At 42.9% G+C, this 22,881-nt stretch carries 16 protein-coding genes; 10 read left to right on the top strand and 6 right to left on the bottom strand.

Annotated features, from left to right (window positions below; translation table 11 throughout):
• Positions 1-6: 6 nt before the first annotated feature.
• The gene (glnK, locus tag RM556_RS09190; protein ID WP_101182143.1) at positions 7-345 is read right to left on the bottom strand and encodes a P-II family nitrogen regulator; all 339 of its coding nucleotides are present in this window, start codon (positions 343-345) and stop codon (positions 7-9) included.
• Positions 346-528: 183 nt separating this feature from the next.
• Positions 529-2,859, bottom strand: coding sequence for a penicillin-binding protein 1B (mrcB, locus tag RM556_RS09185; protein ID WP_311374429.1), 2,331 nt, complete (start codon positions 2,857-2,859; stop codon positions 529-531).
• Positions 2,860-3,034: 175 nt separating this feature from the next.
• On the opposite strand from mrcB, the gene RM556_RS09180 reads away from it, so the two are divergent.
• From RM556_RS09180 to RM556_RS09150, 7 genes are all read left to right on the top strand, one after another.
• Positions 3,035-3,268, top strand: a complete 234-nt coding sequence (locus RM556_RS09180; RefSeq protein ID WP_311374428.1) for a hypothetical protein — start codon at positions 3,035-3,037, stop codon at positions 3,266-3,268.
• Positions 3,269-3,327: 59 nt separating this feature from the next.
• Positions 3,328-5,115 (top strand): class I poly(R)-hydroxyalkanoic acid synthase, encoded by a 1,788-nt coding sequence (locus RM556_RS09175; protein WP_311374427.1) that lies wholly within the window; start codon positions 3,328-3,330, stop codon positions 5,113-5,115.
• A gap of 85 nt (positions 5,116-5,200) precedes the next feature.
• Positions 5,201-5,668, top strand: coding sequence for a polyhydroxyalkanoate synthesis repressor PhaR (gene phaR, locus RM556_RS09170; protein ID WP_311361055.1), 468 nt, complete (start codon positions 5,201-5,203; stop codon positions 5,666-5,668).
• Between the two features lie 173 nt (positions 5,669-5,841).
• Positions 5,842-6,582, top strand: coding sequence for a TIGR01841 family phasin (gene phaP / locus RM556_RS09165; RefSeq protein WP_311374426.1), 741 nt, complete (start codon positions 5,842-5,844; stop codon positions 6,580-6,582).
• A 51-nt stretch (positions 6,583-6,633) separates the two neighbouring features.
• Complete coding sequence (locus RM556_RS09160) at positions 6,634-6,984, top strand: phasin family protein (protein WP_311361053.1); 351 nt, start codon at positions 6,634-6,636, stop codon at positions 6,982-6,984.
• A 198-nt stretch (positions 6,985-7,182) separates the two neighbouring features.
• Entirely contained in the window at positions 7,183-8,400 is a 1,218-nt protein-coding gene (locus RM556_RS09155) for a polyhydroxyalkanoate depolymerase (protein WP_311374425.1), read from the top strand.
• A gap of 233 nt (positions 8,401-8,633) precedes the next feature.
• Positions 8,634-9,875, top strand: a complete 1,242-nt coding sequence (locus RM556_RS09150; protein ID WP_311374424.1) for a lytic murein transglycosylase — start codon at positions 8,634-8,636, stop codon at positions 9,873-9,875.
• Between the two features lie 92 nt (positions 9,876-9,967).
• Here RM556_RS09150 and phbB read toward each other — a convergent pair whose 3' ends face one another.
• Positions 9,968-10,690: an acetoacetyl-CoA reductase gene (gene phbB / locus RM556_RS09145; RefSeq protein ID WP_311361050.1), complete on the bottom strand. Its 723-nt coding sequence runs from the start codon at positions 10,688-10,690 to the stop codon at positions 9,968-9,970.
• A gap of 330 nt (positions 10,691-11,020) precedes the next feature.
• Here phbB and purU point away from each other — a divergent pair, with 330 nt between their 5' ends.
• Together purU and RM556_RS09135 are read left to right on the top strand one after the other, a co-directional pair.
• Positions 11,021-11,869 (top strand): formyltetrahydrofolate deformylase, encoded by an 849-nt coding sequence (gene purU, locus RM556_RS09140; RefSeq protein WP_311361049.1) that lies wholly within the window; start codon positions 11,021-11,023, stop codon positions 11,867-11,869.
• 125 nt (positions 11,870-11,994) lie between these two features.
• Positions 11,995-14,160 (top strand): M3 family metallopeptidase, encoded by a 2,166-nt coding sequence (locus RM556_RS09135; protein WP_311374423.1) that lies wholly within the window; start codon positions 11,995-11,997, stop codon positions 14,158-14,160.
• Positions 14,161-14,296: 136 nt separating this feature from the next.
• Here the strand turns inward: RM556_RS09135 and RM556_RS09130 are convergent, their stop codons facing one another.
• The 3 genes from RM556_RS09130 to moaA all read right to left on the bottom strand — a co-directional run bounded on the left by RM556_RS09130 (position 14,297) and on the right by moaA (position 19,399).
• The gene (locus tag RM556_RS09130; RefSeq protein ID WP_311361047.1) at positions 14,297-15,607 is read right to left on the bottom strand and encodes a 3-deoxy-D-manno-octulosonic acid transferase; all 1,311 of its coding nucleotides are present in this window, start codon (positions 15,605-15,607) and stop codon (positions 14,297-14,299) included.
• A complete protein-coding gene (locus tag RM556_RS09125) occupies positions 15,604-18,321 on the bottom strand; it encodes a PAS domain S-box protein (RefSeq protein WP_311374422.1) in 2,718 nt (905 codons plus the stop codon). The genes RM556_RS09130 and RM556_RS09125 overlap by 4 nt, the downstream gene beginning before the upstream one ends.
• Before the next feature lie 103 nt (positions 18,322-18,424).
• On the bottom strand, positions 18,425-19,399 hold the full coding sequence (moaA, locus tag RM556_RS09120; RefSeq protein ID WP_311374570.1) for a GTP 3',8-cyclase MoaA: 975 nt from the start codon (positions 19,397-19,399) through the stop codon (positions 18,425-18,427).
• 244 nt (positions 19,400-19,643) lie between these two features.
• On the opposite strand from moaA, the gene RM556_RS09115 reads away from it, so the two are divergent.
• Positions 19,644-22,751: a sigma 54-interacting transcriptional regulator gene (locus tag RM556_RS09115; protein ID WP_311374421.1), complete on the top strand. Its 3,108-nt coding sequence runs from the start codon at positions 19,644-19,646 to the stop codon at positions 22,749-22,751.
• The last annotated feature ends 130 nt before the right edge of the window (positions 22,752-22,881 follow it).

Genomic DNA, 22,881 nt, shown 5'->3' with positions numbered 1-22,881 from the left:
GCTACTTTATAGTGCGTCTGCGTCTGCTTCACCAGTACGAATACGTACTGCTTGCTCTAAGTCATAGACGAATACTTTTCCGTCACCAATTTTGCCAGTTTTCGCTGCACCAACGATTGCCTCAACTAGGCGCTCTACTTGGTCGTCATTCACAGCAATCTCAAGTTTCACTTTCGGAAGAAAATCAACTTGGTATTCTGCGCCACGATATAGCTCGGTGTGACCTTTTTGGCGACCAAAACCTTTTACTTCAGTTACGGTCAAACCGTCGATGCCAATCTCTGAGATGGCTTCACGAACATCATCAAGCTTAAAAGGCTTAATGATTGCGGTGACTAGTTTCATGATGTGCTCCTGCTTTTTTCATTAGTAATACCTGCAATTAAGATTTGCTATTCAAGAGCAATGCCAACAAATAAAAGTTATATTTTTCAAACAGATGATGAGATGAGAGACATATTTAGATACAAAAAACGCACCCTTATGGTGCATTTTTAAATTATCGCCCCAGTAAGGAGCAATGTGGTTTTATTCTCCGAACAAACGGTCCCAGAGGCTTCGTTTTTTCTCTTTGACTTTCGCCGGCGCTTGCTTGCCATTGCAGGGCATGGAGTGTGAAGGTAAAGCACTCAAAATAGCCGGCACACTTATAATCTCGCCGCAACCTGGTGCTGAGAGTTCACCCGTACTTGCGTCAAAATGCGCAATACCTAAGCCTTGCGGGAATCTTCTCGATAGATTTTTAGGTGATTGTCGATGCTGAAACGCAATGTAGATTTGCATTGCACCGCTGGCTCCAGACAAATTCACCGGCGAGTTTTCGTCAGCACCCATCCAAACGCTACTGACGAGATTGCGATCAAATCCTGCAAACCAGCTATCTCGATAATCATTTGTTGTGCCAGTCTTGCCCGCCATGTTGACTGTAGGAAAGTTTTGTCGAATGGCTTTTCCGGTGCCTTCTAAAGTCACTTTGTGCAAAGCATAGTTAATGAGGTAAGTAGCTGACTCGTCAATGCGATTTTCACTGTCTACATCACGTAAATACAACAACGCGTTTTCGTTAGACGTGACTGCTGTTAGGCTGTGTAACTCATTGAAAACACCATTGTTCGCAATAGTTTGATACATTTGATTGACCTGTAAAGGTGATAGGTCAATAGCGCCTAGCGTCAAAGCGGGCACTAATTCAATGTCCTTCTCTACACCTAAACGATTGATCGTGTAAGCTACTTCATCCAAGCCTAATGCCATGCCTAAGCGAACCGTGGGCACGTTATACGACTTACTTAAGGCTTCAATCAACGCAACTTGTCCTCGAAATTGCTTATCGGCATTCAGGGGCTCCCAATACTTTCCACCTGTGCTTCGCATCTTAACAGGCGTGTCCTCTAACATAGTTGCTAAGTTGTAGTTGCTTGAGTCTTCTAAGGCCGTTAAATATACCGCGGGTTTAACCAATGAACCGATGGGGCGATAAGCGTTCAAAGCCCGATTGAAGCCGCTGAAGCTAGTATTCTTGCCTCCCACAATTGCTCTTATCTCACCCGAGCGTATATCGGACACCACCATCGCGGCTTCCAATTCTGTTTGCTTTCGCTGTTCGCTGATCTCTTTAACTTTTTCTTGCAAGGCTGCTTCTGCGCGACGCTGGGCATTGATATCAAGCGTCGTATAAACCTTAACACCGGATAATCTTTCTGAAGGCCGATTCACCACTTGGTAAAGTTCGTCTCTCACCTTATCCATAAAAGCTGGATGCTTGCCACTAGCTAAACTCTTGCTGCTATTGATATTTAGCGGTGTAGATACGTAACCTTCATAATCACTTCTATCTATTTCATTTGCCTCAAACAATAGACGAAGAACCAAGTTACGGCGCTCAAGTGCGCGTTCTCTATATTTATTTGGTGCGTAATAAGAAGGACCTTTAACTAAGCCTACCAGCGTGGCAATTTCCGGCACGGATAACTCTGGCAAAGGTTTGTCAAAATAGAAATGGCTAGCTAGGCCAAATCCATGCACTGCAACAGCCCCATTCTGACCCAAAAACACTTCATTTATATATGCGTTTAGAATCTGTTCTTTGCTATATCGAAAGTCGATGACCAAGGCCATGACTGCTTCTTTCGCTTTGCGCACATAAGACCGCTCTCGTGTGAGGAAGAAGTTTTTTGCTAACTGCTGCGTTAAAGTGCTACCGCCCTGTACCGTGCGTCCAGCAGTGATATTGGCAAAAAAAGCGCGCAAGATAGAAGTAGGCGCAATACCATGATGCTCGTAGAAATCTCGGTCTTCCACAATGACCAGTGCCTGCTGCAGGAGCGGTGGTATATCATCAGCACCAACTAACATTCGATCCTCATCAAGACCCTTTACAAGACGAGACACCAGCCACGGCTCTAAACGTGTCATAGCAACCTGACGATTACGGCCATTCGAATCACCATCAGACATAAATTGGATCGTCGAAATACGACTTCCTTCCCATACTATGCGAATATCTCTTTCAGGCTCAAAGCCTTGAGGATAGTGAAAAGAACGGCGCTTAATACGCAACTGATCAGCATGCACATGATATTCGCCAGTGGATTTTGCTGTAGCCACTTTGCGATAGCCTAAAAGTCGTAACTCATCCATTACCTCAGCTTTGCTGATTTCGAGTTTTTCCTGCAGCACTAAAGGGCGAGCGAATATTTGTGCAGGCACTTGCCATTTATTTCCATCAAACCGGTGCTTCACCTGCGCATCGATGTAGACAAAATAGGCAGCGAGTGCAGCAAAAGAAACAATAAATAGTTTCCAGAAGTGCCGCTTCAGCCATCTAAATGGGAGTAAGGGTATCTCTTTGATCTTCAATGAACTTAACTTCTCTTAGTGATTTGGCGCAAAGACTCGTAATGATTAACTTGTTATTTTTGTTGAGTCCGCTGTATTTTAGCCTAATACCATGGTCGAAAACTATAGACTTTATTAGGGCAGCGGCATAGGCTAAAAGTTCGCCAGTAAACTGATTTGTCTAAATGAGGTGTTTATGAAAGTGAAGATCGAGCTAGATTTGAGCCCAGCAGAGGCGCGTGAAATATTCGGACTCCCCGACTTTAGCAAGTTACATGCAGACATTACCGAGGATATGGCCAAACAATGTGCCCAAGATCCTCAGAAAGCCTTTGAAACTTTCATCAAACCGTCATTGGAAAGTGGCATAACAGGCTTCAGCGCTTATCAAAAAATGATGGAGTCATTCTTGGCCTCGAATAACAAATAACGATTTAAGTACAATAAAAGATAAAGCGCTAACACTCACTCGGCAAATGGAGAACACAGATGGGAACGGATGAAAAAGAAGTACTCGCCTATATCGAAAAGTACGCAGCTGTCTTCAATACCATGGCGCAAGAAGTGCTTGCCCGCTCAGCCCAAAATGCTGAGGGTGGTTCTGTTGATATGCAAAGTTTATTCGACCCACAAAAACTGGGTGCTCTGTTAAATGGCGATATTAAAGTTGATTCAAACAAGCTTATCCAACAGCAAATGCACTACATGCAAAAACAAGCTGAGTTATGGCAGGAAGCTTCAAAGGCGATGATGGGTGAAGCCTTACAAACCAAAGTAGCAGAACAATCGAAAGACAAACGCTTTGCGCATGGCGATTGGAACGAAAACCCTGTATTCCACTATATAAAGGAATCTTACTTAGCGAATTCAGATTTGCTCAGCAGCATGATTGACGCTATTGAATTTGCTGATGAAAAAGCCGAGAAACAAGCCAAGTTCTTTACTCGTCAGTACGTGAACTCCCTTTCCCCCACAAACTTTGTACTAACGAATCCTGAAGTGTGTGAAGAAGTATTAAAGAGCAAAGGACAAAACTTAGTAAAAGGGATGCAAAACTTCTTGGAGGACTTGGAGAAAAGTCCACTAGAAGCTTTTAAAATGCGTCAAACTGACAGTAGTGGTTTTGTATTGGGCGAGAACTTAGCGAATACACCTGGAAAAATTGTATATCAAAATGAATTAATGCAACTCATTCATTACGCTCCTCTGCACAAACAACATCATCAGACCCCAATGCTGATCACCCCACCCTTTATCAACAAATATTATGTGCTCGATTTGGACGAGAAGAAGTCGATGGTGCGGGGATTATTGGATGCGGGCTATTCTGTATTTATGATTTCATGGGTAAACCCTGAAGCCGAACTAGCAGATAACGACTTTGTTGATTACATGCGCAAAGGGCCTATCGCTGCAATTGAACAGATCAAAACGATTACCAAACAAAAGAAAGTGAATTTAACGGGCTTTTGTGTGGGTGGCACTCTCTCTGCCATGACAGTTGCCTATCTGAGAGGGCTGAAGGATGAATCAGTTAATTCCCTGACATTTTTAACCACGCTGTTGGACTTCAGTGAACCTGGCGAAGTTGCTAATTATTTCTCAGAAGACATGCTACCGATGATTGAACAGAACGCAGATATTAAAGGCGTCTTCGATGGTCGAATTATCGGTATGAGCTTCAGCTTACTTCGTGAGAACAGCTTGTTCTGGTCGTTCTTCATCGACAATTATTTGAAAGGAAAAGATCCTGCTCCTTTCGACATTCTGCATTGGAATAGTGACTCAACAAACATCCCCGCAGCATGTTTCAAGCAATACTTACGCACGACTTACTGGGAAAACAAACTCAAGGACCCAGGTGCTATGGTTATTGACGGCGTAAGTATCGACCTAGGTAATATCGATGTACCATGCTATTTCCTCTCTACTATTGCTGACCATATTGTACTTTGGAAAGGGGCATATGAAGGAACTAAACTTGTTTCAGGTGACAGTCGCTTTGTCTTAGCTGGTTCTGGACACTTGGCCGGTGTTATCAATCCAACCAAAGGTGGCAAGTATCCACATTGGATCAATGAGGATTTACCTGAGAGCCCTGACGAATGGTTCGAAGGCGCCACAGAGCACGCTGGCTCATGGTGGCCTGACTGGCATTCGTGGTTGTCTCCACTTTCAGGCAAAAAGCTCACTGCACCAATACCTGGACAGCACAAGGATTACCCTGCATTAATGGATGCACCAGGCACATATGTGATGAAACGTTTGGGCGAATAGTCCAAACCTCCGCATTGATTCAATTTCAAAACATGCTTTTTATCGGAAACTAAGCTAACCTTAGAGGTACGCTCTATTTAGCGTATTGATACTCCCCATCTTTCATCGAGTCGAGGTTACATTGGTCGTTATAAAAAAATATCCAAATAGGCGTTTATACGATAGTTCACAAAGCAAATACGTGAACTTAGATTTTATCAAAGTATTAATTAATGACCGTGTTGAATTTAAAATTGTCGATTCTAAAACCGATGCAGACCTAACCAAGTCGGTCTTGCTTCAAATAATCAGCGAATCTGAAACCAATGAACAGCAGTCATTGCTAACTGATGTTTTATTGAAACAACTTATCCGCTTCTACGATAGCGACATGGAAGTATTCGTTCGACAGTACCTAGAACAAAGTATTGTGCAGTTTATTGAGCAGCAAGATAAAGTCCAAGGTTTGATGAAAAATATGGTCGATAACAGCCCGATCGGGATGTTTTCAAAAATAATGGAACAAAATATGTCAGCTTGGAACATGAACCCTCAAAACAAAAAAGACAGTTAAATCAGCTGTTTAATTTAAGCTCCTCAGTCCAATCCTAATTTAGATCAAGAAAATGTTGCACCGCAACAAAATAATCCTTGATCTTCTTCTCAAATTGACTAATATTTGAACATACGAAATGTTGCAGCGCAGCAATTAGTGATAAATATTCGAAATCAGATTGAGGAAAAGTCATGTTTGGTCAATTTACAGAACAAATGAAAAAGTCGTCACAACCCGCTAGCGATTTATTTGCAGCTAATGTGAAAGCACTTGAAGCCGTTTCTCAGCAACAAACTCAATTTTTGTCAGGTGTTTTAGATGACAGTGTAAAGCTGTTACAAACGATGTCTCAACAAACTGAAGTAAAGGGTCTACTCGCTGCTCAATCAGTGTATGCCGAATCAGTAAGAGAACGCTTAACAAGTACGTCAAAAACTACCTATGGCACGATGAATACTGTGTCGCAGCAATTTGCTGATGCCCTGAAAACAGGTTTAGAAAGCGCAGGCGAAGCAAGCAAAGCTGCCGTAGCAAAAATGCAAGCAGCGCCGGTAACGGCAGCGACGCCATCAAAGGTAACACCGACTAAAAAAGCAACTACGTCAAAAGCAAAACCGGCCACAAAAAAAACAGCACCTGCTAAAAATAACGCTCAGATGAAATCTGCACCAGTAAAAGCAGACACAGTTAAGACGACGCCAGCGAAGGCCGCGCCCGCTGTAAAACCAGCAAAAGCCGCAGCGAAGAAAGGGCCAGCAAAAACGGTAACAAAAACAACGGCACCAAAGGCTGCTGTCAAACCAGCACCGAAGCCTGTTGCCACCTTAAGCGCAGATGAAGTTAAAGCAACGCCGAAAACAAAAGCGGCGCCTGTAAAGAGTAGTAAAGTTGACGCAAAAACCACCGCGACGACAACAAAATCGACTAAATAAGTTAGTCAGCGACCAAGTAATTAGTTTTTTAAATTAAATCGGAGATACATCATGTTAGAACAAATGAATGAACAACTTAAAGAGTCGATGAAGCCAGTAACTGAACTAGCAACATTGAACATGTCTACACTTCAAGCATTAGCAGAAAAGCAAAATGCTCTTTTCTCTACACTATTGAGTGGTGGCGTTTCTTTCGCTGAAACAGCGAGCCAGCAAAAAGACGTAATGAGCCTTGCTGAAACTCAAAAAGCTTACTTAGAGTCTTTACAAGAAACCGTAACAGACGCTGCAAAGGAAACTTACACTATCGTTTCTGGCGCACAAGCAAAAGCAGGCGAAATGATGAAAGGGATCAGCGAAGAGCTGAGCTCAAAAATGACAGCTGCCGCTGCTGCAAAATAAAGTAAAGCGTTATATCTTTGTTGCTATCGAGCAGAAAGAAAACCTTTAACAAAGCTCCAATCGCAAGGATACAGAGGATCTTAGTGGTTGGAGTTTTTTTATCCCTCAGAATTACTTTTTATACTCACAGCAAAATAGAAGAACTTATAATATCGTGGGTGATTATACAAAGTGCTATTCTGAAGCAGAGGAAATTAAATGAATTATCAAGCGTATGACTATTTGGCCCGTGGTGGTCAACTAATGAGTGAAGGCTTTGGCTTAATGAATGACATTGTCTCTCACCCAAGCAATCCTTTTTCATATACTTGGACTGGCCGCATTGCCAGCGCTACTCTAGAGACAGCAATCAGAGTGACTCAGCGCTATGACAAACTCGGATTTAACATAGATTCTGTCGACGTAGACGGTAAAACAATTAGCGTCAATGAAGAAGTCGTTATGAACCTACCCTTTTGCAACTTGATTCATTTCAATCGCAGTGGTCAGGTTGCAAAAGACAAAGTGCTATTAGTCGCGCCTCTTTCAGGGCATCACGCCACACTGCTTAAAGGAACGGTTGAAGCTTTGCTGCCTGAACATGAAGTGTATATTACTGATTGGCTAGATGCTCGTGAAGTACCTCTAGAAGCGGGCCCTTTCTCCTTCGACTGCTATGTAAGCTACCTTATCGAGTTCCTAAACCATTTAGGTGATAACTCGCACATGATTGCTATCTGCCAACCGACGGTGCAAGCATTAATCGCCACTGCAGTGATGGCTGAAGAAAAAAATCCAAATACGCCCAAATCCTTAACATTGATGGCAGGGCCAATTGACACGACAAAGAATCCAACACGAGTGAATGAGTTTTCACATGAGCGCCCAATGACATGGTTCAAAAATGTTGCCATTATGAAAGTGCCAGTAGGCTATCCTGGTGAGGGCCGTCAAGTGTATCCGGGCTTTATGCAACTCGGCGGCTTTATTTCGATGAACAAACAAACACACATGAAAAAGCATCAAATGTATTTTCAAAACCTGTTGTTTGGCGAAAAAGAAGACGCAGATCGTTTTAGAGCGTTTTATGATGAATACATGGCAGTTCTCGATATGCCTGCAGAGTTTTACCTAGAAACGATTGAACGCGTATTCAAGAACAATGAATTAGCAAATAATACAATTACCTATGCAGGTAAGCCCGTCAACTTTGGTGCGATTAGAGATACAGCACTACTGACAGTGGAAGGCGCTGACGACGATATATGCGGTATCGGCCAAACTGAAGCGGCACAAGATTTATGCACTAATGTACCAAAAGACAAGCGCAAACATCATTTACAACCCGGAGCAGGGCACTACGGTATTTTTAGTGGTTCTATGTATCGAAAAAACATTCGTCCCCTCGTCACTGAATTTATCGATAAATACTCCTAGGCTCACGCGAAATACGAGTAAAGGAATAGGAATTTACTTTGCTCATTAACAATAAAAGTTCGTAAAAGCAGTGCATTACCAAATAGGGTGATGCACTTTTTTGTTTTTTGATGGTCACAAAAGGTAATTACTGATAATTTATTGTCATTGGTAGTTATCACATAAACAAGCTGAAACCCGATTCGAGAACCAATATTTCCTCATACAAATCATAATCACAGTGGACCAAAGGAATGACGAAAAACATCAATAAATCTCTTCAGTACTACCTTTCTGTCTTCATCGTCGCCAATGCAATCAGCCTGTCTAGTTTTGGCGCAACGGCACAAACTATCGTCGATGAGAACGCAGAAGCGATAGACTTCGAACAATGCAAAGAAACACTGGCCATCACTGCAGAAGAAAAAGGGGTCAGTGTTAATTTAATCCAAACTGAAATCCCTAGACTTAAACACATTCCAAAAGTACTTGAATACGATCGAAATCAGCCTGAGTTTGTGCAGACGTTTCCGAGTTACTATAGCAAGCGTGTAAACGACTGGCGCATTGATAAAGGCAAAGCCGCACTCAAAGAACACGATGAATTTCTAAAAGAGTTGACGCGTCGATTCGGCATTCCAGGTCATTATTTGTTAGCCTTTTGGGGATTGGAAACAAATTTTGGCAATTACAAAGGTAAGATGTCTACACTAGACTCCCTGGCAACACTCGCCTGTGATCCTCGCAGAAGCGAATACTTTACCGGTGAGTTGATATTGGCATTGAAACTGATGGAACGCGAATCACTCAATAAAGAACAGATGATCGGTTCATGGGCAGGTGCAATGGGCCATACTCAGTTCATGCCGACTGCGTATATGAAATATGCCATCGATGGCGATGATGATGGAAAAATCGACCTTTGGAACAGTGAAAAAGACGCCCTAGCATCAGCCGCAAACTTCCTCGCTAACTTAGGTTGGAAGCCTGGCCTGCGCTGGGGAAGAGAGGTCACACTTCCAGAAGCATTTGATTATTCAACGCTAGGAAGCGATAAGAAAGAAATCTCACATTGGACCGCAATGGCACTGACTAAAACAAATGGCCAGAGCTTAGGGGAATCATCGATACCCTCAAAACTCATCATTCCCGCTGGCCATCAGGGTCCTGCATTTTTGGTATATCATAACTTCGATGTCATTCTGCGATGGAATAATTCTGAATTCTACGGCATTGCAGTGGGTCAATTGGCAAACCGTATTTTGGGTAACGATGAACTGAGTAAAGCACTCCCTGACTTACCTAGCTACAGCGTTTCACAAATGGCAAATATGCAACGAAAATTGAACGCGCTGGGGATTGATGTCGGCGGGGCTGACGGCATTATTGGTCCTGCGACACGCTCAGGTATCAGTCAGTTCCAAGCTAAACACGGTTTGGTTGCCGATGGTTTCCCATCGAAGGAAACCTACACTGCTATCATGAACACCCAATAGACTTTATCAGCACTTGGTTATATGTGCATAGAAAAGAGGCCATAAATGGCCTATCTTCGGTTCAGATGGGTCTCTATCCAAGCCAAGTAGGCTTAGTACATGTGTTGACCACCATTGATAGACAAGGTTGAGCCTGTAATAAAACCGGATTCGTCATCAACTAAAAAAGCCACGCTGTTAGCAATATCTTCAGGTTTACCTAGACGCCCAACTGGGATTGTCTTTATGATTTTAGCTAACACGTCCTCAGGCACCGCTCGCACCATATCAGTGTCGACATAACCAGGTGCAATCGCATTCACGGTAATGCCTTTACCAGCGCCCTCAAGGGCTAGTGCTTTGGTAAAGCCGTGAATACCCGATTTAGCAGCAGCGTAGTTCACTTGACCATACTGACCCGCTTGGCCGTTTACCGATCCTACGTTTATGATGCGACCAAATTGACGCTCTCTCATTCCGTCAATCACCGCTCGGCAAGTATTAAAACAAGATGCTAAGTTAGTTTGAATAACAGCATCCCATTGTTCAAAACTCATTCTGTGCATTGTCCCGTCGCGCGTAATCCCTGCATTATTCACTAGAATATCGATATGCCCGTAATCATTTTCGATTTTTTCAATAGCGGCTGCCGTTGCTGTAAAATCTGACACGTCGAATTTTACTGCGGGAATGCCGGTGCGCTCGCTAAATTCAGCCGCCTTCACGTCATTTCCGCCATAGTTCGCAATAACTTTGTATCCTTTATTGGCTAATGTTGTACAAATTGCTTCGCCTATACCACGAGTCCCGCCTGTTACTAATGCTACTCTAGTCATATCCATTTCCTGTTTTGTTATTGCTAGCTATGTTTCCGAGACCTTTCTAGGCCGACTTCGACAAGGCAGGTGAATCCACCTCCCTTTTCATGCACACCATAATAGATGAGATGATTGTTTATAATACATACAATACATGACAAAAATGAGACTTTGGTCTATCCAGTTTTAAAACAGTAAAATAGCTTGATGTAGATCATCAACTTAAGGCGCAATCGGCATATTCCATTCACTTTGTGCATAGTTTTAAAAATACCTGTTCATGGGCGCTTTAGCGGCGTTATACTCGGTGGTATAAGGTGAATGATTGTTTGAAAAAAAGGAGTAAATGTGCAAAACACTTACCGTTTGGTGATTGATTGTCCTGACCAAACTGGACTCGTCGCAGCAGTATCACAATTTCTCACTGACCATGGTGCGAATATTCTCGAGGCCAACCATCATACAGATTTGCAGTTACAACGCTTTTTTATGCGCCATGAGATTGAAGCTGATTCGGTTCAACTCAGCCACAAAGCGTTTGTCGACGCTTTTAGCAAAATAGCGCAAGCGTACGATATGCGTTGGACCCTTAATAATTCAGACACTAAAGCGAAAGTTGCTTTGCTAGCGAGCAAAGAGTCCCATTGTTTAATCGACGTACTGCATCGCTGGCATACTGGTGAGTTGCAGTGTGACATCCCCTGTATTATTGCTAACCATGAAAAGATGCGCGAATATGCCGATTGGTACAAAGTCCCCTTTCATTATATTGATTTTAGCGATAAAAAAGTGGCGTTCGCTGAAATCGAAAGACTGCTCGACCATTATCAAATTGACCTAACCGTACTCGCGCGTTTTATGCAGATAGTTCCCGATTATTTATGTCAGAAGCTAGCCGGTAAAGCGATTAATATTCATCATAGTTTCTTACCTTCATTTGCTGGCGCCAAGCCTTATCAACAAGCCTACGAGAGAGGTGTAAAGCTGATCGGAGCGACATGCCACTACGTAACTACAGACTTAGATGAAGGCCCAATCATTGAACAAGAAGTACTGCGAATTAGTCATAGCGATAGTTCCTTAGATATGGTGAGAAAAGGGAAACGTTGTGAAGTTAACGCATTAGCCAATGGCATCCGTTATCACCTGCAAGATCGCGTCATCATTCATCAAAACAAAACTGTTGTTTTTGCATAACAATCGCCTCAACTAGCATGGCCTGAATACTTGCGTTACAAACGCGGTATGCCTACTATTGAGGCGACAAATGAAAATAGAGCATCAGATTCTATCCATCTCAAATAAGTAAAAAGGAAAACGACATGAAAAAAGTGCTACTAAGCCTATCAGCAATAGCGATGGCTTTATCACTTGCCGGCTGCTCAGAACAACCTACAGAGCAAGCCAAACCCGAAATCATCGAACAACAAAGTATTGAGAACGTACTTTTAGAACAATTTGCTGGCCCTTATGGTGGCGTACCCGCTTTTGAAAGCATGTCTCTGGCCGATTTGAAACCTGCTCTAGAGAAAGGCATGGAATTGAATCTCGCTGAAATTGATGCGATCGCGAACAACCCTGAGCCACCCACTTTCGAAAACACGATTGTCGCTATGGAGCGAGCAGGCGACGAGCTTGGCCGAGTGTTCACGTACTGGGGCATATGGAGTTCGAACATATCCTCACCTGAGTTCAGAGAGATACAAAAAGAAATGGTGCCGGTCATCAGCGCATTTTCTTCGAAAATCACCCAAAACGAAAAGTTATTTGAACGCGTAAAAGCGGTTTACGAAAGCGACGAGTTAAAAGCACTCGGTACTGAAGAACAACGAGTGACTTGGTTAACTTATAATGGTTTTGCCAGAAACGGGGCAACCTTGAACGCGGAAGACAAAAAGCGGTACGCCGAGATAAACCAAGAGCTTGCGTCATTGCAAACACAATTTTCAAGTAACATTCTTGCCGATGAAGAAAACTACGTTCTATATTTGAATGAAGACCAATTGGCTGGGCTTCCAGAATCATTCGTAAAAGCTTCAGCAGGTATGGCTGAGAGCCGCGGTGAAGTAGGTAAATACGCGATTACCAATACACGCTCATCGATGGACCCCTTCTTAACTTACTCTGAGAATCGAGAGTTAAGAGAAAAAGTATGGCGCACCTATTACAGTCGTGGAGACAACGGTGATCAGTTTGACAACAATGAGTTAATCAAACAAATCTTAGCGCTACGCCACGAACGAATTAAGTTACTAGGCTATGATAACTATGCGCAATGGCGTCTGGAAGACCGCATGGCTAAAACACCAGAACGCGCAATGGCCTTAATGGAAAAAGTCTGGCCTGCAGCTATCGCACGTGTCGAAGAAGAAGTTGCAGATATGCAAGCTATCGCTGACGCGGAAGGTGCTGATATTACCATCGAGCCTTGGGATTATCGCTTCTACGCTGAAAAAGTGAGAAAAGACAAATACTCACTCGACTCTGACGAAGTGAAACAATACTTGCAACTAGACAAACTGCGCGAAGCGATGTTTTATGTTGCCGGCCGCCTATTCAACTTTGAGTTTACGCCAGTGGCTGAGGGTAAAGTACCTGTATTTCATCCAGACGTGAAAGTATGGGAAGTGAAAGACAAAACAAGCGGTAATTTAGTTGGATTGTGGTACCTAGACCCATTTGCAAGACAAGGTAAACGCTCGGGTGCATGGGCAACGACCTATCGTAGCTACACTACCTTCGACGGAGAGAAAACCGTACTGTCTTCGAACAATTCAAACTTCGTGAAAGGTGCGGATGGTGAACCAACACTGATCTCTTGGGATGACGCAGAGACGTATTTCCATGAATTTGGTCATGCCTTACATTTCTTATCTGCCGACGTGAAGTACCCCACTTCGCACTCTGGTGTGCGTGACTACACTGAATTCCAATCACAATTGTTAGAGCGTTGGTTGACCACAGATGAAGTCATCAATACATACCTAGTGCACTACAAAACGGGTGAGCCGATTCCTCAGGAATTAGTTGCTAAAATTAAGAACGCCTCAACCTTCAATGAAGGCTTTAAAACGACAGAGTACATGTCTTCTGCCATTATGGATTTGCTGTATCACACAACCGATCCAGCTAAGATTGAGCCTGATAGTTTTGAGCGTGAACAATTAACCCGTTTAGGTATGCCAGAAGAAGTTGTTATGCGTCACAGAACAACTCATTTCGGTCATATCTTTTCAAGTGAAGGCTATGCGTCAGCTTATTATGGGTATATGTGGGCAGAAGTATTAACATCGGATGCTGCAGAAGCCTTCGCAGAAGCACCAGGCGGCTTTTACGATGAAGAAGTTGGTGCACGTTTAGTTAAGTACTTATTCTCTGTCAGAAACGCAATGGACCCAGCTGAAGCCTATCGTATGTTTAGAGGGCGAGACGCGAAGGTTGAAGCTCTGATGCGAGATCGTGGATTTCCTGTGACGTCCGAAGAATAGCCATCAGGCTCATCGTGCGATAGTCACCGAGCGATAGTCTCATCCAGCGAAAATAGAAGGCCATATAATCTAACATGATATGGCCTTTTTTATGTTTCGAGAGCGCTTATCGGCAGAAAAAACTGCGCCGTTTTTATCAAGGGTAAACCTGCTGAATAAACGCTAAGGTATTTTTCACTGCCCCGGCATTCTTTGTAACAATCTCTTGGCAAGCCGAGCCAGCAGCCTTTCTAGCCTCGTTATCTGTCAACCATGCACTTAAAATACTGGTCATCTCATCAGGTGTATTAATCAACGCCAAACCTCCTGAGGAGGCTAAGGTTTCGCAAATAACTGGGTTATTAAAAATGCTTGGCCCCATCACACTTGGGACACCATATACTGATGGTTCAAGAGCGTTATGCCCCCCCTTGTTTACAAAACTTCCACCCACGAAGGCAAATGTAGAGAAACTGTAAAATGCATTCAACATACCCATCGTATCGACCAGGACAATATCGGGCATGTTGCTAAGTTCCCCCATCAACTCTAGCTCAGATACGCGCACTGTAGTAAAGCCAGTTGCTAAACATAGCTGGGCGACTTTATCAAAACGATGTGGGTGCCTTGGCACGACCACCAAGACTATCGACGCATCTTGTTCACGCAAGCGCTTAAAGTTATCAATACAGATTAGTTCTTCCGAGTCATGCGTGCTGCCGGCAATAAAAATGGCTTGTTTTTGATAATTTAGTTTGGTCTTTAATTGTTGCGCAAGCTCAGTATCTCGCTGGTCGATAAGCAAATCGAACTTCATATTATTGCTAATTTTTAGATTTGATTTATACACACCTAGTGCTAAAAAGTTATCAAAGTCTTGCTGCCCTTGTGCACAAATCAGAGTGAACTTGCGCAAGCAGGGACGAAATAATTTCGCAAGCATCTCATAATTTTTTAAAGAATGAGAGGACATTCGAGCATTCACTAGCACAGCTGGAACCTGGCGCTTATAGCACTGATGCAGCATATTTGGCCATATTTCCACTTCAGTAACAATGACTAAACTGGGCGCTAGTTTATGGAAGAAAAGCCATACGAAAATAGGAATATCAAAAGCTAAATATACATGCTGTACACGGTCTTTAAAAATGGCTCTAGCTTGTTTAGCCCCTGTTGTCGAGGTAGTCGATATTGTAATAACTTTATCCGGATACGCTTTCTCTATTTGCGCAACCAGTTGCTTTGCGGCATTCACTTCGCCCATAGACACGCAGTGTATCAAGATGCCATTCTGTTTGGGCTTTCCGATGAAACCAAAGCGCTCTCTATTTTTATTAGCTTGCCCCTCCGTTTTCTCGCGCTTTAAAACAAGCTTGAGTAAAGCTAAGGGAAGTAAGAGCAACAACAGCAGGTTATACAACCAGCGCCATATCGTGTGATGCCATTGTGGTTTATATGCTTGAGTCATAAATTTCGAATAAGTGCAGAGATAAGTTGCTCTTGGGTAAAAGGCTTAACCAAGTAATCATCCATCCCAATTTTTAAACAGGCTTCTAAATCCTCAGCCATGCCATGAGCGGTAGCAGCAATAATCCGCTGTTGTGCAATACTTGGCTTATCTGACGAACGAATCAACTTAGTCGCTTCAAAACCATCCATAATAGGCATTTGACAGTCCATGATCACGAAATCGTATGCGCCATTTTGTTCGATTAGTCTGATTGCTTCAGCTCCGTCACCCGCAATATCAAGCTCAATGTTTAAATATGAAAGCATCTCAGTAAATACGACCTGATTGATTTGATTATCTTCAGCAATCAGTAGGCGTTTATTCTCTAAAGCATTGAGACGCTGGCTCTTTTGCTCAGCCTGATGGGACATAACAAATTTCAATAAAGTCTCAAGATTCTTCAAAAGTGTCGTTGGATCATCAAAAAATACTTTCTCTGTCGCATAAGAAAGTACATTTTCTTCAAACTGACATTCGCTGTCCGCATCTGGCCAGAAAATTCTCATTTTCATTCTACCTAGGCGCATAACACTTTTGGCAAACAAAGTAATATCGATATTTTCATGCTCGTCGGGCATGATAATGATGTTAAACCAGCGTTGGCTCAATTTCAGTTCAGCCAACGCTTTAGACATTGAATTAACCACTTTCACATCCAGTGCGTTATTTACTTTTACGTTCTGCCATTGGCTAATCACATCATCTTGGCAGCTAATAATGATACTGGGTGCCAAGTGCGATTGCTTATTAATACTTTTAGTCTGTTCTACAGCTTCGAATGGTAGAGTAAACCAAAATGTAGAGCCTCTTCCTTCTTGGCTCTCAACACCAAGTTCTCCATTCATCACGTTCACCAATTGACGGCAGATACTTAGGCCTAAACCCGTGCCGCCATAGGCTCTTGTAATAGAACTATCTGCTTGTTCAAACTCAGCAAATACATTTTCAAGGTTTTCTTTACTGATACCAATACCTGTATCAACAATTTTCACCAGTAGTGTAGAAGCGTCTTGCAATGAGAATGCAAGGTGAATACTGCCGTGATGCGTGAATTTCACGGCGTTTGTGCATAGATTATTAATAATCTGCGCCAAGCGATGATCATCTGCATGGATTAAACCAGGTAAGTCCGAGGCAAAGTCTACTGTAAAGTCTAGCCCTTTTTTGGTCGCAGCATGGACATGCCATTGAGCGCATTCAGTCATTCTCTCACGCAAGTCAAAGTCGCGCGCTAATAGCTCTAATTTGCCCGCTTCTAACTTACTAAAGTCAAGCAACTCATTTATCAGATGCAAAAGCGACTCTGCACTGCGCTTAACAATGTTCGCGTATTCAGTTTGTTTATTATTTAACCCCGACGCCAATAGCAAATCATTCATCCCCAGCACCCCATTGATAGGTGTGCGAATTTCGTGACTCATGTTTGCTAAAAATAAACTTTTGGCTTGATTCGCTGCTTCGCTGGCAGCCACGGCATTTTTTAAATCCGAGATATCTTGAAATGCACCCTTTAACCTAACTGGAACGCCGTCTTGATATTCAACATAACCAACTGCTCTCACCCAGATTCGATTATTTTTCGCCGTGATGAATGGCAATTCCAAGTCCCATTCCCCCCCGTTTTCAATGGTATCTTGAATCGCCTTATTGATGATGGGGCGAGCTTCTGGGGCATAATAGTTGATTGCGTTAGCAACATCTATTTCGGTTCCTGGTTCAATTTCATGGATTGCGTAAACTTGATCAGACCAATGCAACTTGTTGTCGGCTATATTTAGTTCCCAGGTCCCTAGTCTTGCTATTCTCGCTGTAGACTCAAGATTTTCACTTTGCCTAAGAGCCTCTTCAATCAGTTTTTGATGGGCATCCACATCATTAATGTGCACGACGAAACCAAGAAATTCCTCATCGACATAACTAGGATATACATTCACATTAACCCACAGCAATGTTTCATCGTGTTTAATAAGTTGGAACTTACCCGAATATACTAAATGGCGCTCAAAAGACTGATTGAGAAGCACTTGCTCTTCGCTTGGCGTTGTATCTGCAAGACAAAATAGAGGATGTTTACCTATTACATCTTCAGCAGTGTAGCCAAGCATTTTGATTAAAGCAGAATTAACCCAACTGATCGATAAGTCAGGCTCTACTAACATCGTAATATTTTGTGAGTTATGCACCATAGCAAGTAAACGCTGATTCTCAGCTTGGCTGAGTAAAGCTTGCTTTTGGGAGTCTCTTAATGACTCTTGAACCTGTTGGAGTGTGTTCGCTTCTGTGATGGTGACAACCACGGATTGCTCATTGTCGTTGTCACTTTCGAGCAGCGTTAAACCAATACTAATATTAATTTCGTGCCCTTTTTTGTGAAGACCTGGGAAGGAACTGCCCATGCCCATACTTCGGTTTTCAGCTTGTTGTAAAAAACGTTCGAAGTACACGTGATGCCCAGCCCGCTTGCGCTCTGGCATCAAGAATTCAATAGATTGACCAATCAACTCTTCAGGAAGGTAGCCGAACAAATTAAAGATAGGCTCAGAGGCGAACAATATGTGGCCTTTTGAATTCACTTCTAAAATAGCACTAGCACTAGCGTTAAGCAGCTTCTCGGCTTGGGCCTCAGCTGGAGTAGAAGAAGTTTGCGATGTATTGGACCGCTCGTTAGTCAATGTGAAAGCATGCCTGAAAGAAAAAATTCGATGTATAGACTACCTGTGATTCGAAATGTTGGCTAGTCTTGAATGTAATTGACCTAAGGTCGAGGCAAGAAAATTAGCCACCAAGCATTGCAAGATGCTGTGTCGCCCCGGTATAACCTTCGTCCAGATAATGTGTCGCCTCTTTTTGTCCCATTAAGGATTGAATTTCTTGCATCAGAATCGTCGGATCGCCCGCTTTCAAACTTTCAGCGATCTTTGGTCTCAAATCCAAACCTTTTTCGGCAAATAAACATAGGTGTAACTTCCCTAGTGAAGAAATCCTCAAACGGTTACAATCAGCACAAAAGTCTTTGCTGTATGGCATAATTAGTCCAATTCGTCCTTGGTAATCATTATGGCGGTAGACCTTTGCTGGACCAGCCCATTGCGCTTTCGTTTTGCGCTGCCATTGCATATCTTGCAACTGCTTCTCAATGTCTGCACCACTGAGATGCTCGCTATCAAAATAAGCTTGGTTGTCACCGGTCTGCATGAGTTCGATAAAACGCAGCGTGACATTGTGATGTTTAACAAAAGCCAAAAACTCAGGAACTTGGCTTTGACTTAATGAGCGTAGAAGCACTGCATTTAATTTCACTTGTAAACCCATATCAATCGCTTTACTCACACCATTGAGAATACTCTGCAATCGACCATCTCCGGTGATTTGCATGAATTGTCTTGGGTCCACGCTATCAACACTGACGTTGAGTGAAGTTAGACCCGCCTCGACCCACGCGTCCAAATCTCGCTCAAGTTTGAAGCCATTGGTCGTGATAGCAACTTGCTCAATGCCGGGAACGGCTGCAGTTTGCCTGATTATCTGTATAAGGTCTTTGCGTAACGAGGGTTCGCCCCCAGTAATGCGTACTTTTTTAGTCCCCATTTTCGCGAAAGATTCAACGATAAGGCGTAATTCATCTACACTTAAAAACGCTCTCGGCGACTCACATTGATACCCGTCAGGCAGACAATACTGACATTTAAAATTACATACATCAGTAATCGACAGCCGCAAATACTCAAATCGTCGACCAAATCTATCCATGAGTTGCGCACCCTCGCTTGCAGGAGAATTCTCTGGCAAGTGCACAATTGGAATTTGATTGTTTAAGGTATCCATATCACCCTTTTTTTAGATATAGGTATTAAACGCATAGTTTTTTGCAGCTTAAAAGTATGTTTATATACTTAAATGACAGTTCATGTTTTCGATGCGATCACGCTACCATATTGTATCTGGAAAACCCAATACTGATATAAAATAACTCATAATTTGAGTGGAGAACGCGTTGCAAGAAACCAAAGTATTTCTAAGCCAACTAGAAGCCATCATGCTTCACTCTGGGTGTGATGAAATATCAGCAGTTAGTGAGCACTTGCAAACAATTAATAATCAAAAATTATCGAGACTCCCCTCACGTTCACAAAGCAATACGGTTTCCTTACACGATTTGCCAGAAGATGCATTTCAAGTCAGCAGCGAAGAGTTTAATTTTTACACTGACAACAAGCATCATGTTTGGATTAAAGCGAAGGTGACAAGCCAAAACGTAGCCAATCAAAAAAACGAAGAAAGTGATTCCAGACAAATAATCAAGAAGCATTCTGATTCAAAAAGTTATTATATTGTCTGCTATTTTCAAAACCGCATTCCCGGTTGGATGCTAAACCTCAAACATAGCGCATCGAAAATCAGAGTAACGGATCAACAGCAAACATTCCTGCAACAACTCAGGTCTTGTAACCTGGTACTGCAGTTGTTGGATGAACATCAGAGCATTAATTCCGACCCATTAACAAAACTCGACGCACGAGGCTTACTCCTACAAAAAGTGAATCATATTGCTGATGAGCACTCTGTGGCCCTATGTTTAGTGCACTGTCGGGAATTTCAACAAATCAATAAAAAGCAAGGTGCACATGTCGGCGACCAAGTTATTTTCGAACTAGCCGATGCCATTCAAGCATGTACCCGAAATGATGATGGAATCAGTCGCCTGGGCGGCGCCTTGTTTGCAGTGGCATCCGCGACGAATGGTGTGAAAGAAGCAGAAGTGTTGGGCAATAAACTGCAACAGTATTTGCAGCAACAGGCTTATTTGATAGAAAATTCTAGTAATGGCATGCCCGTGAAACTCAGCTTCCACGTGGGTGTTGCTGTAGTTGAATATGACGAACCAAACAATAGCGACATAGATAAAGCAACGGTACTTATGAATCGTGCTGAACAAGCACTGCAAGCATCACAGGCCCAAGAGGAGCCTGCGGTGACGACGTGGGATATTAGCAAGTTTAGTATGAATGAAGAACAGTTCAATTACTTAGGTGGTATTTTCACCGGCGATACCATGACTAACTACCGCAATATGCTTTTGCTATGGGATATTTCATCAATCATCGCCGATGAGTTCGAATTTACCAAGCTATTGCACAACGTAGTACAAAGGCTAGCCAATACCTTTGATTTTAATTCAGCTGGCTTGTGGCGAGCACAATCAGATGTGACTACGCTTCCATCTTTATGCTTTGAAGTGAGTGATAATGCACAAGTCCTGCAAGTAGAACCCGATTTAGCTTTTCAGAATAAAATAATTGAACAACAAGTTTCATTAGCCATTGATTCCAAAGGTCAGCAAGAGCTAATTACAGAAGATACAGCTTATTGGGTATTGCCTCTTGAAGTGAATACCGATGATTGCTTTTATATCGTGGGTGAAGCATCTCGTTTCATCCTTACTCACGATACAAAAGTACTTATCCAAGGCTTTGTAAGGCAAATTGGAAAAGCTTTGCGCAGAAGTCAGTTAGAAGAAGAGTTAAATAGACGCTTAGAGAATCAAAACGCAATGCTCGAGAATGAGCTGAATGAGTTAAAAGGTGGATTGTCATCTAGTGCCTTGGTTTACAAGTCGCCAGTGATGCAAACTGTTATGAAGCAGACTCAGCGGGCCGCGGCAACCGATACGACGGTATTAATTACGGGTGAAAGCGGAACAGGCAAAGAAAGGCTTATCAACGCAATTCATACCTTGGGTCCTAGAAGCAAGAAACCTTTGATCATCGTCGATTGCGGTTCTATCCCCGAAACGCTTATCGAATCAGAGCTGTTCGGTTATGTGAAAGGAGCATTTACCGGCGCTCAGAAAGGCGCAAACGGTAAAGTGAAAGAAGCCGATGGTGGTATTTTAGTACTTGATGAAATAGGCGAGCTCCCATTACAAATGCAGCCTAAATTATTGCGTTTTGTTCAAGAAAAACACTACACACCGGTTGGTGGCACCAAAGTTATCGATGTTGACGTGAAAATTGTGGCAGTTACAAACCGCGACCTGTCACTAGAAGTAGAGCGCGGTACCTTCCGCAAAGATTTATATTATCGCTTAAATGTGGTGACTTTGAATAACCCCGCTCTGAGAGAGCGTGGCGATGACCTTTCTCTTCTTGCTCAGCATTTCTTGAATAAGTTTTCAAAGCAGTTTGAAACGGAGAAAAAATACCTAGCGCCTGAAACGCTTCAATCGATGCAACGATATCCTTGGCCAGGCAACATTCGAGAATTAGAAAATAAGTTAATGCAGGCAACGTTGCTATCAGAGAATGCAGAGATCACATTAGACGAACTCAATCTGGAACTTGAAGCGAGTGAATATGATTCAGCCCACGGCGCTCAAAGCGACATTACTGATCTGACTGACTCACAGGCAATGTCATATCGTGAACTCTCAGAGGTACACGAAAATGAACAAAGTATTGATGTTCTGGCTCAGCATACTAGCCAAGCAATTGACCAAGGTACTGAACAACTAGGAAATATGTCTGACACTGAAAAGCGAGATAACGCTTCACGTGTGCCAAGACAGCCTCAAGATGATACTCGACAACGAGACTCACAGGTAGTTGATTTGAAACCAAGTCTGGGCGTTTTGAACCAACAAAAAGAAATAGAAACCTTATTGACTAGTCTATTTAACGCATCTTTGCACTTTTTGAACGAAATTAGAAATCAAGCAGCATTTATTCATTTATCTATCGGTAACTGCGTCGAAGATGAGCTCTTAGTCCTGACATACCAAGCTTGTAATGGCAATATGAGGGATGTATCTACGCGCCTACAATTGCCAACAAGCACCGCACGTAGGAGAGTCAACAAGATACTGTTGAACTTGCAATCTCAAAATATAGAAAAGCCAGTGAGTTGGAATGAAGTCAAGACGTGTTTACAGCCTATTGCTGACGCGAAAGTGTGTATCCCCGATTGTTTTGACAGAATCAAACAGGTTTTACTGGAGGCAATCTTGAAAAGTGAGCCTGACAATATGTCGATGGCCGCTGCCCTGCTTGGTGTCAGCGAACCCACATTCTACAAGCTAAAGAAACAAATCAGTCAACTGGCCTAGCTTAGAATCAAGGTAAGTACATACCCATCCACTATACTCCAAACTTGTCATTCCTGCGTCGTATACGTCATTCCTGCGTCGTATACGTCATTCCTGCGAAGGCAGGAATCTAGTTCCCCGCCTTCGCGGG

Origin of the sequence: Alteromonas sp. W364 (genome assembly GCF_031846205.1) — a bacterium.
In the GTDB taxonomy this organism is placed as follows: domain Bacteria; phylum Pseudomonadota; class Gammaproteobacteria; order Enterobacterales; family Alteromonadaceae; genus Glaciecola; species Glaciecola blandensis.
The sequence above is the reverse complement of the archived record's forward strand: the minus strand, read 5'-3'. Positions and strand labels throughout refer to the sequence as shown.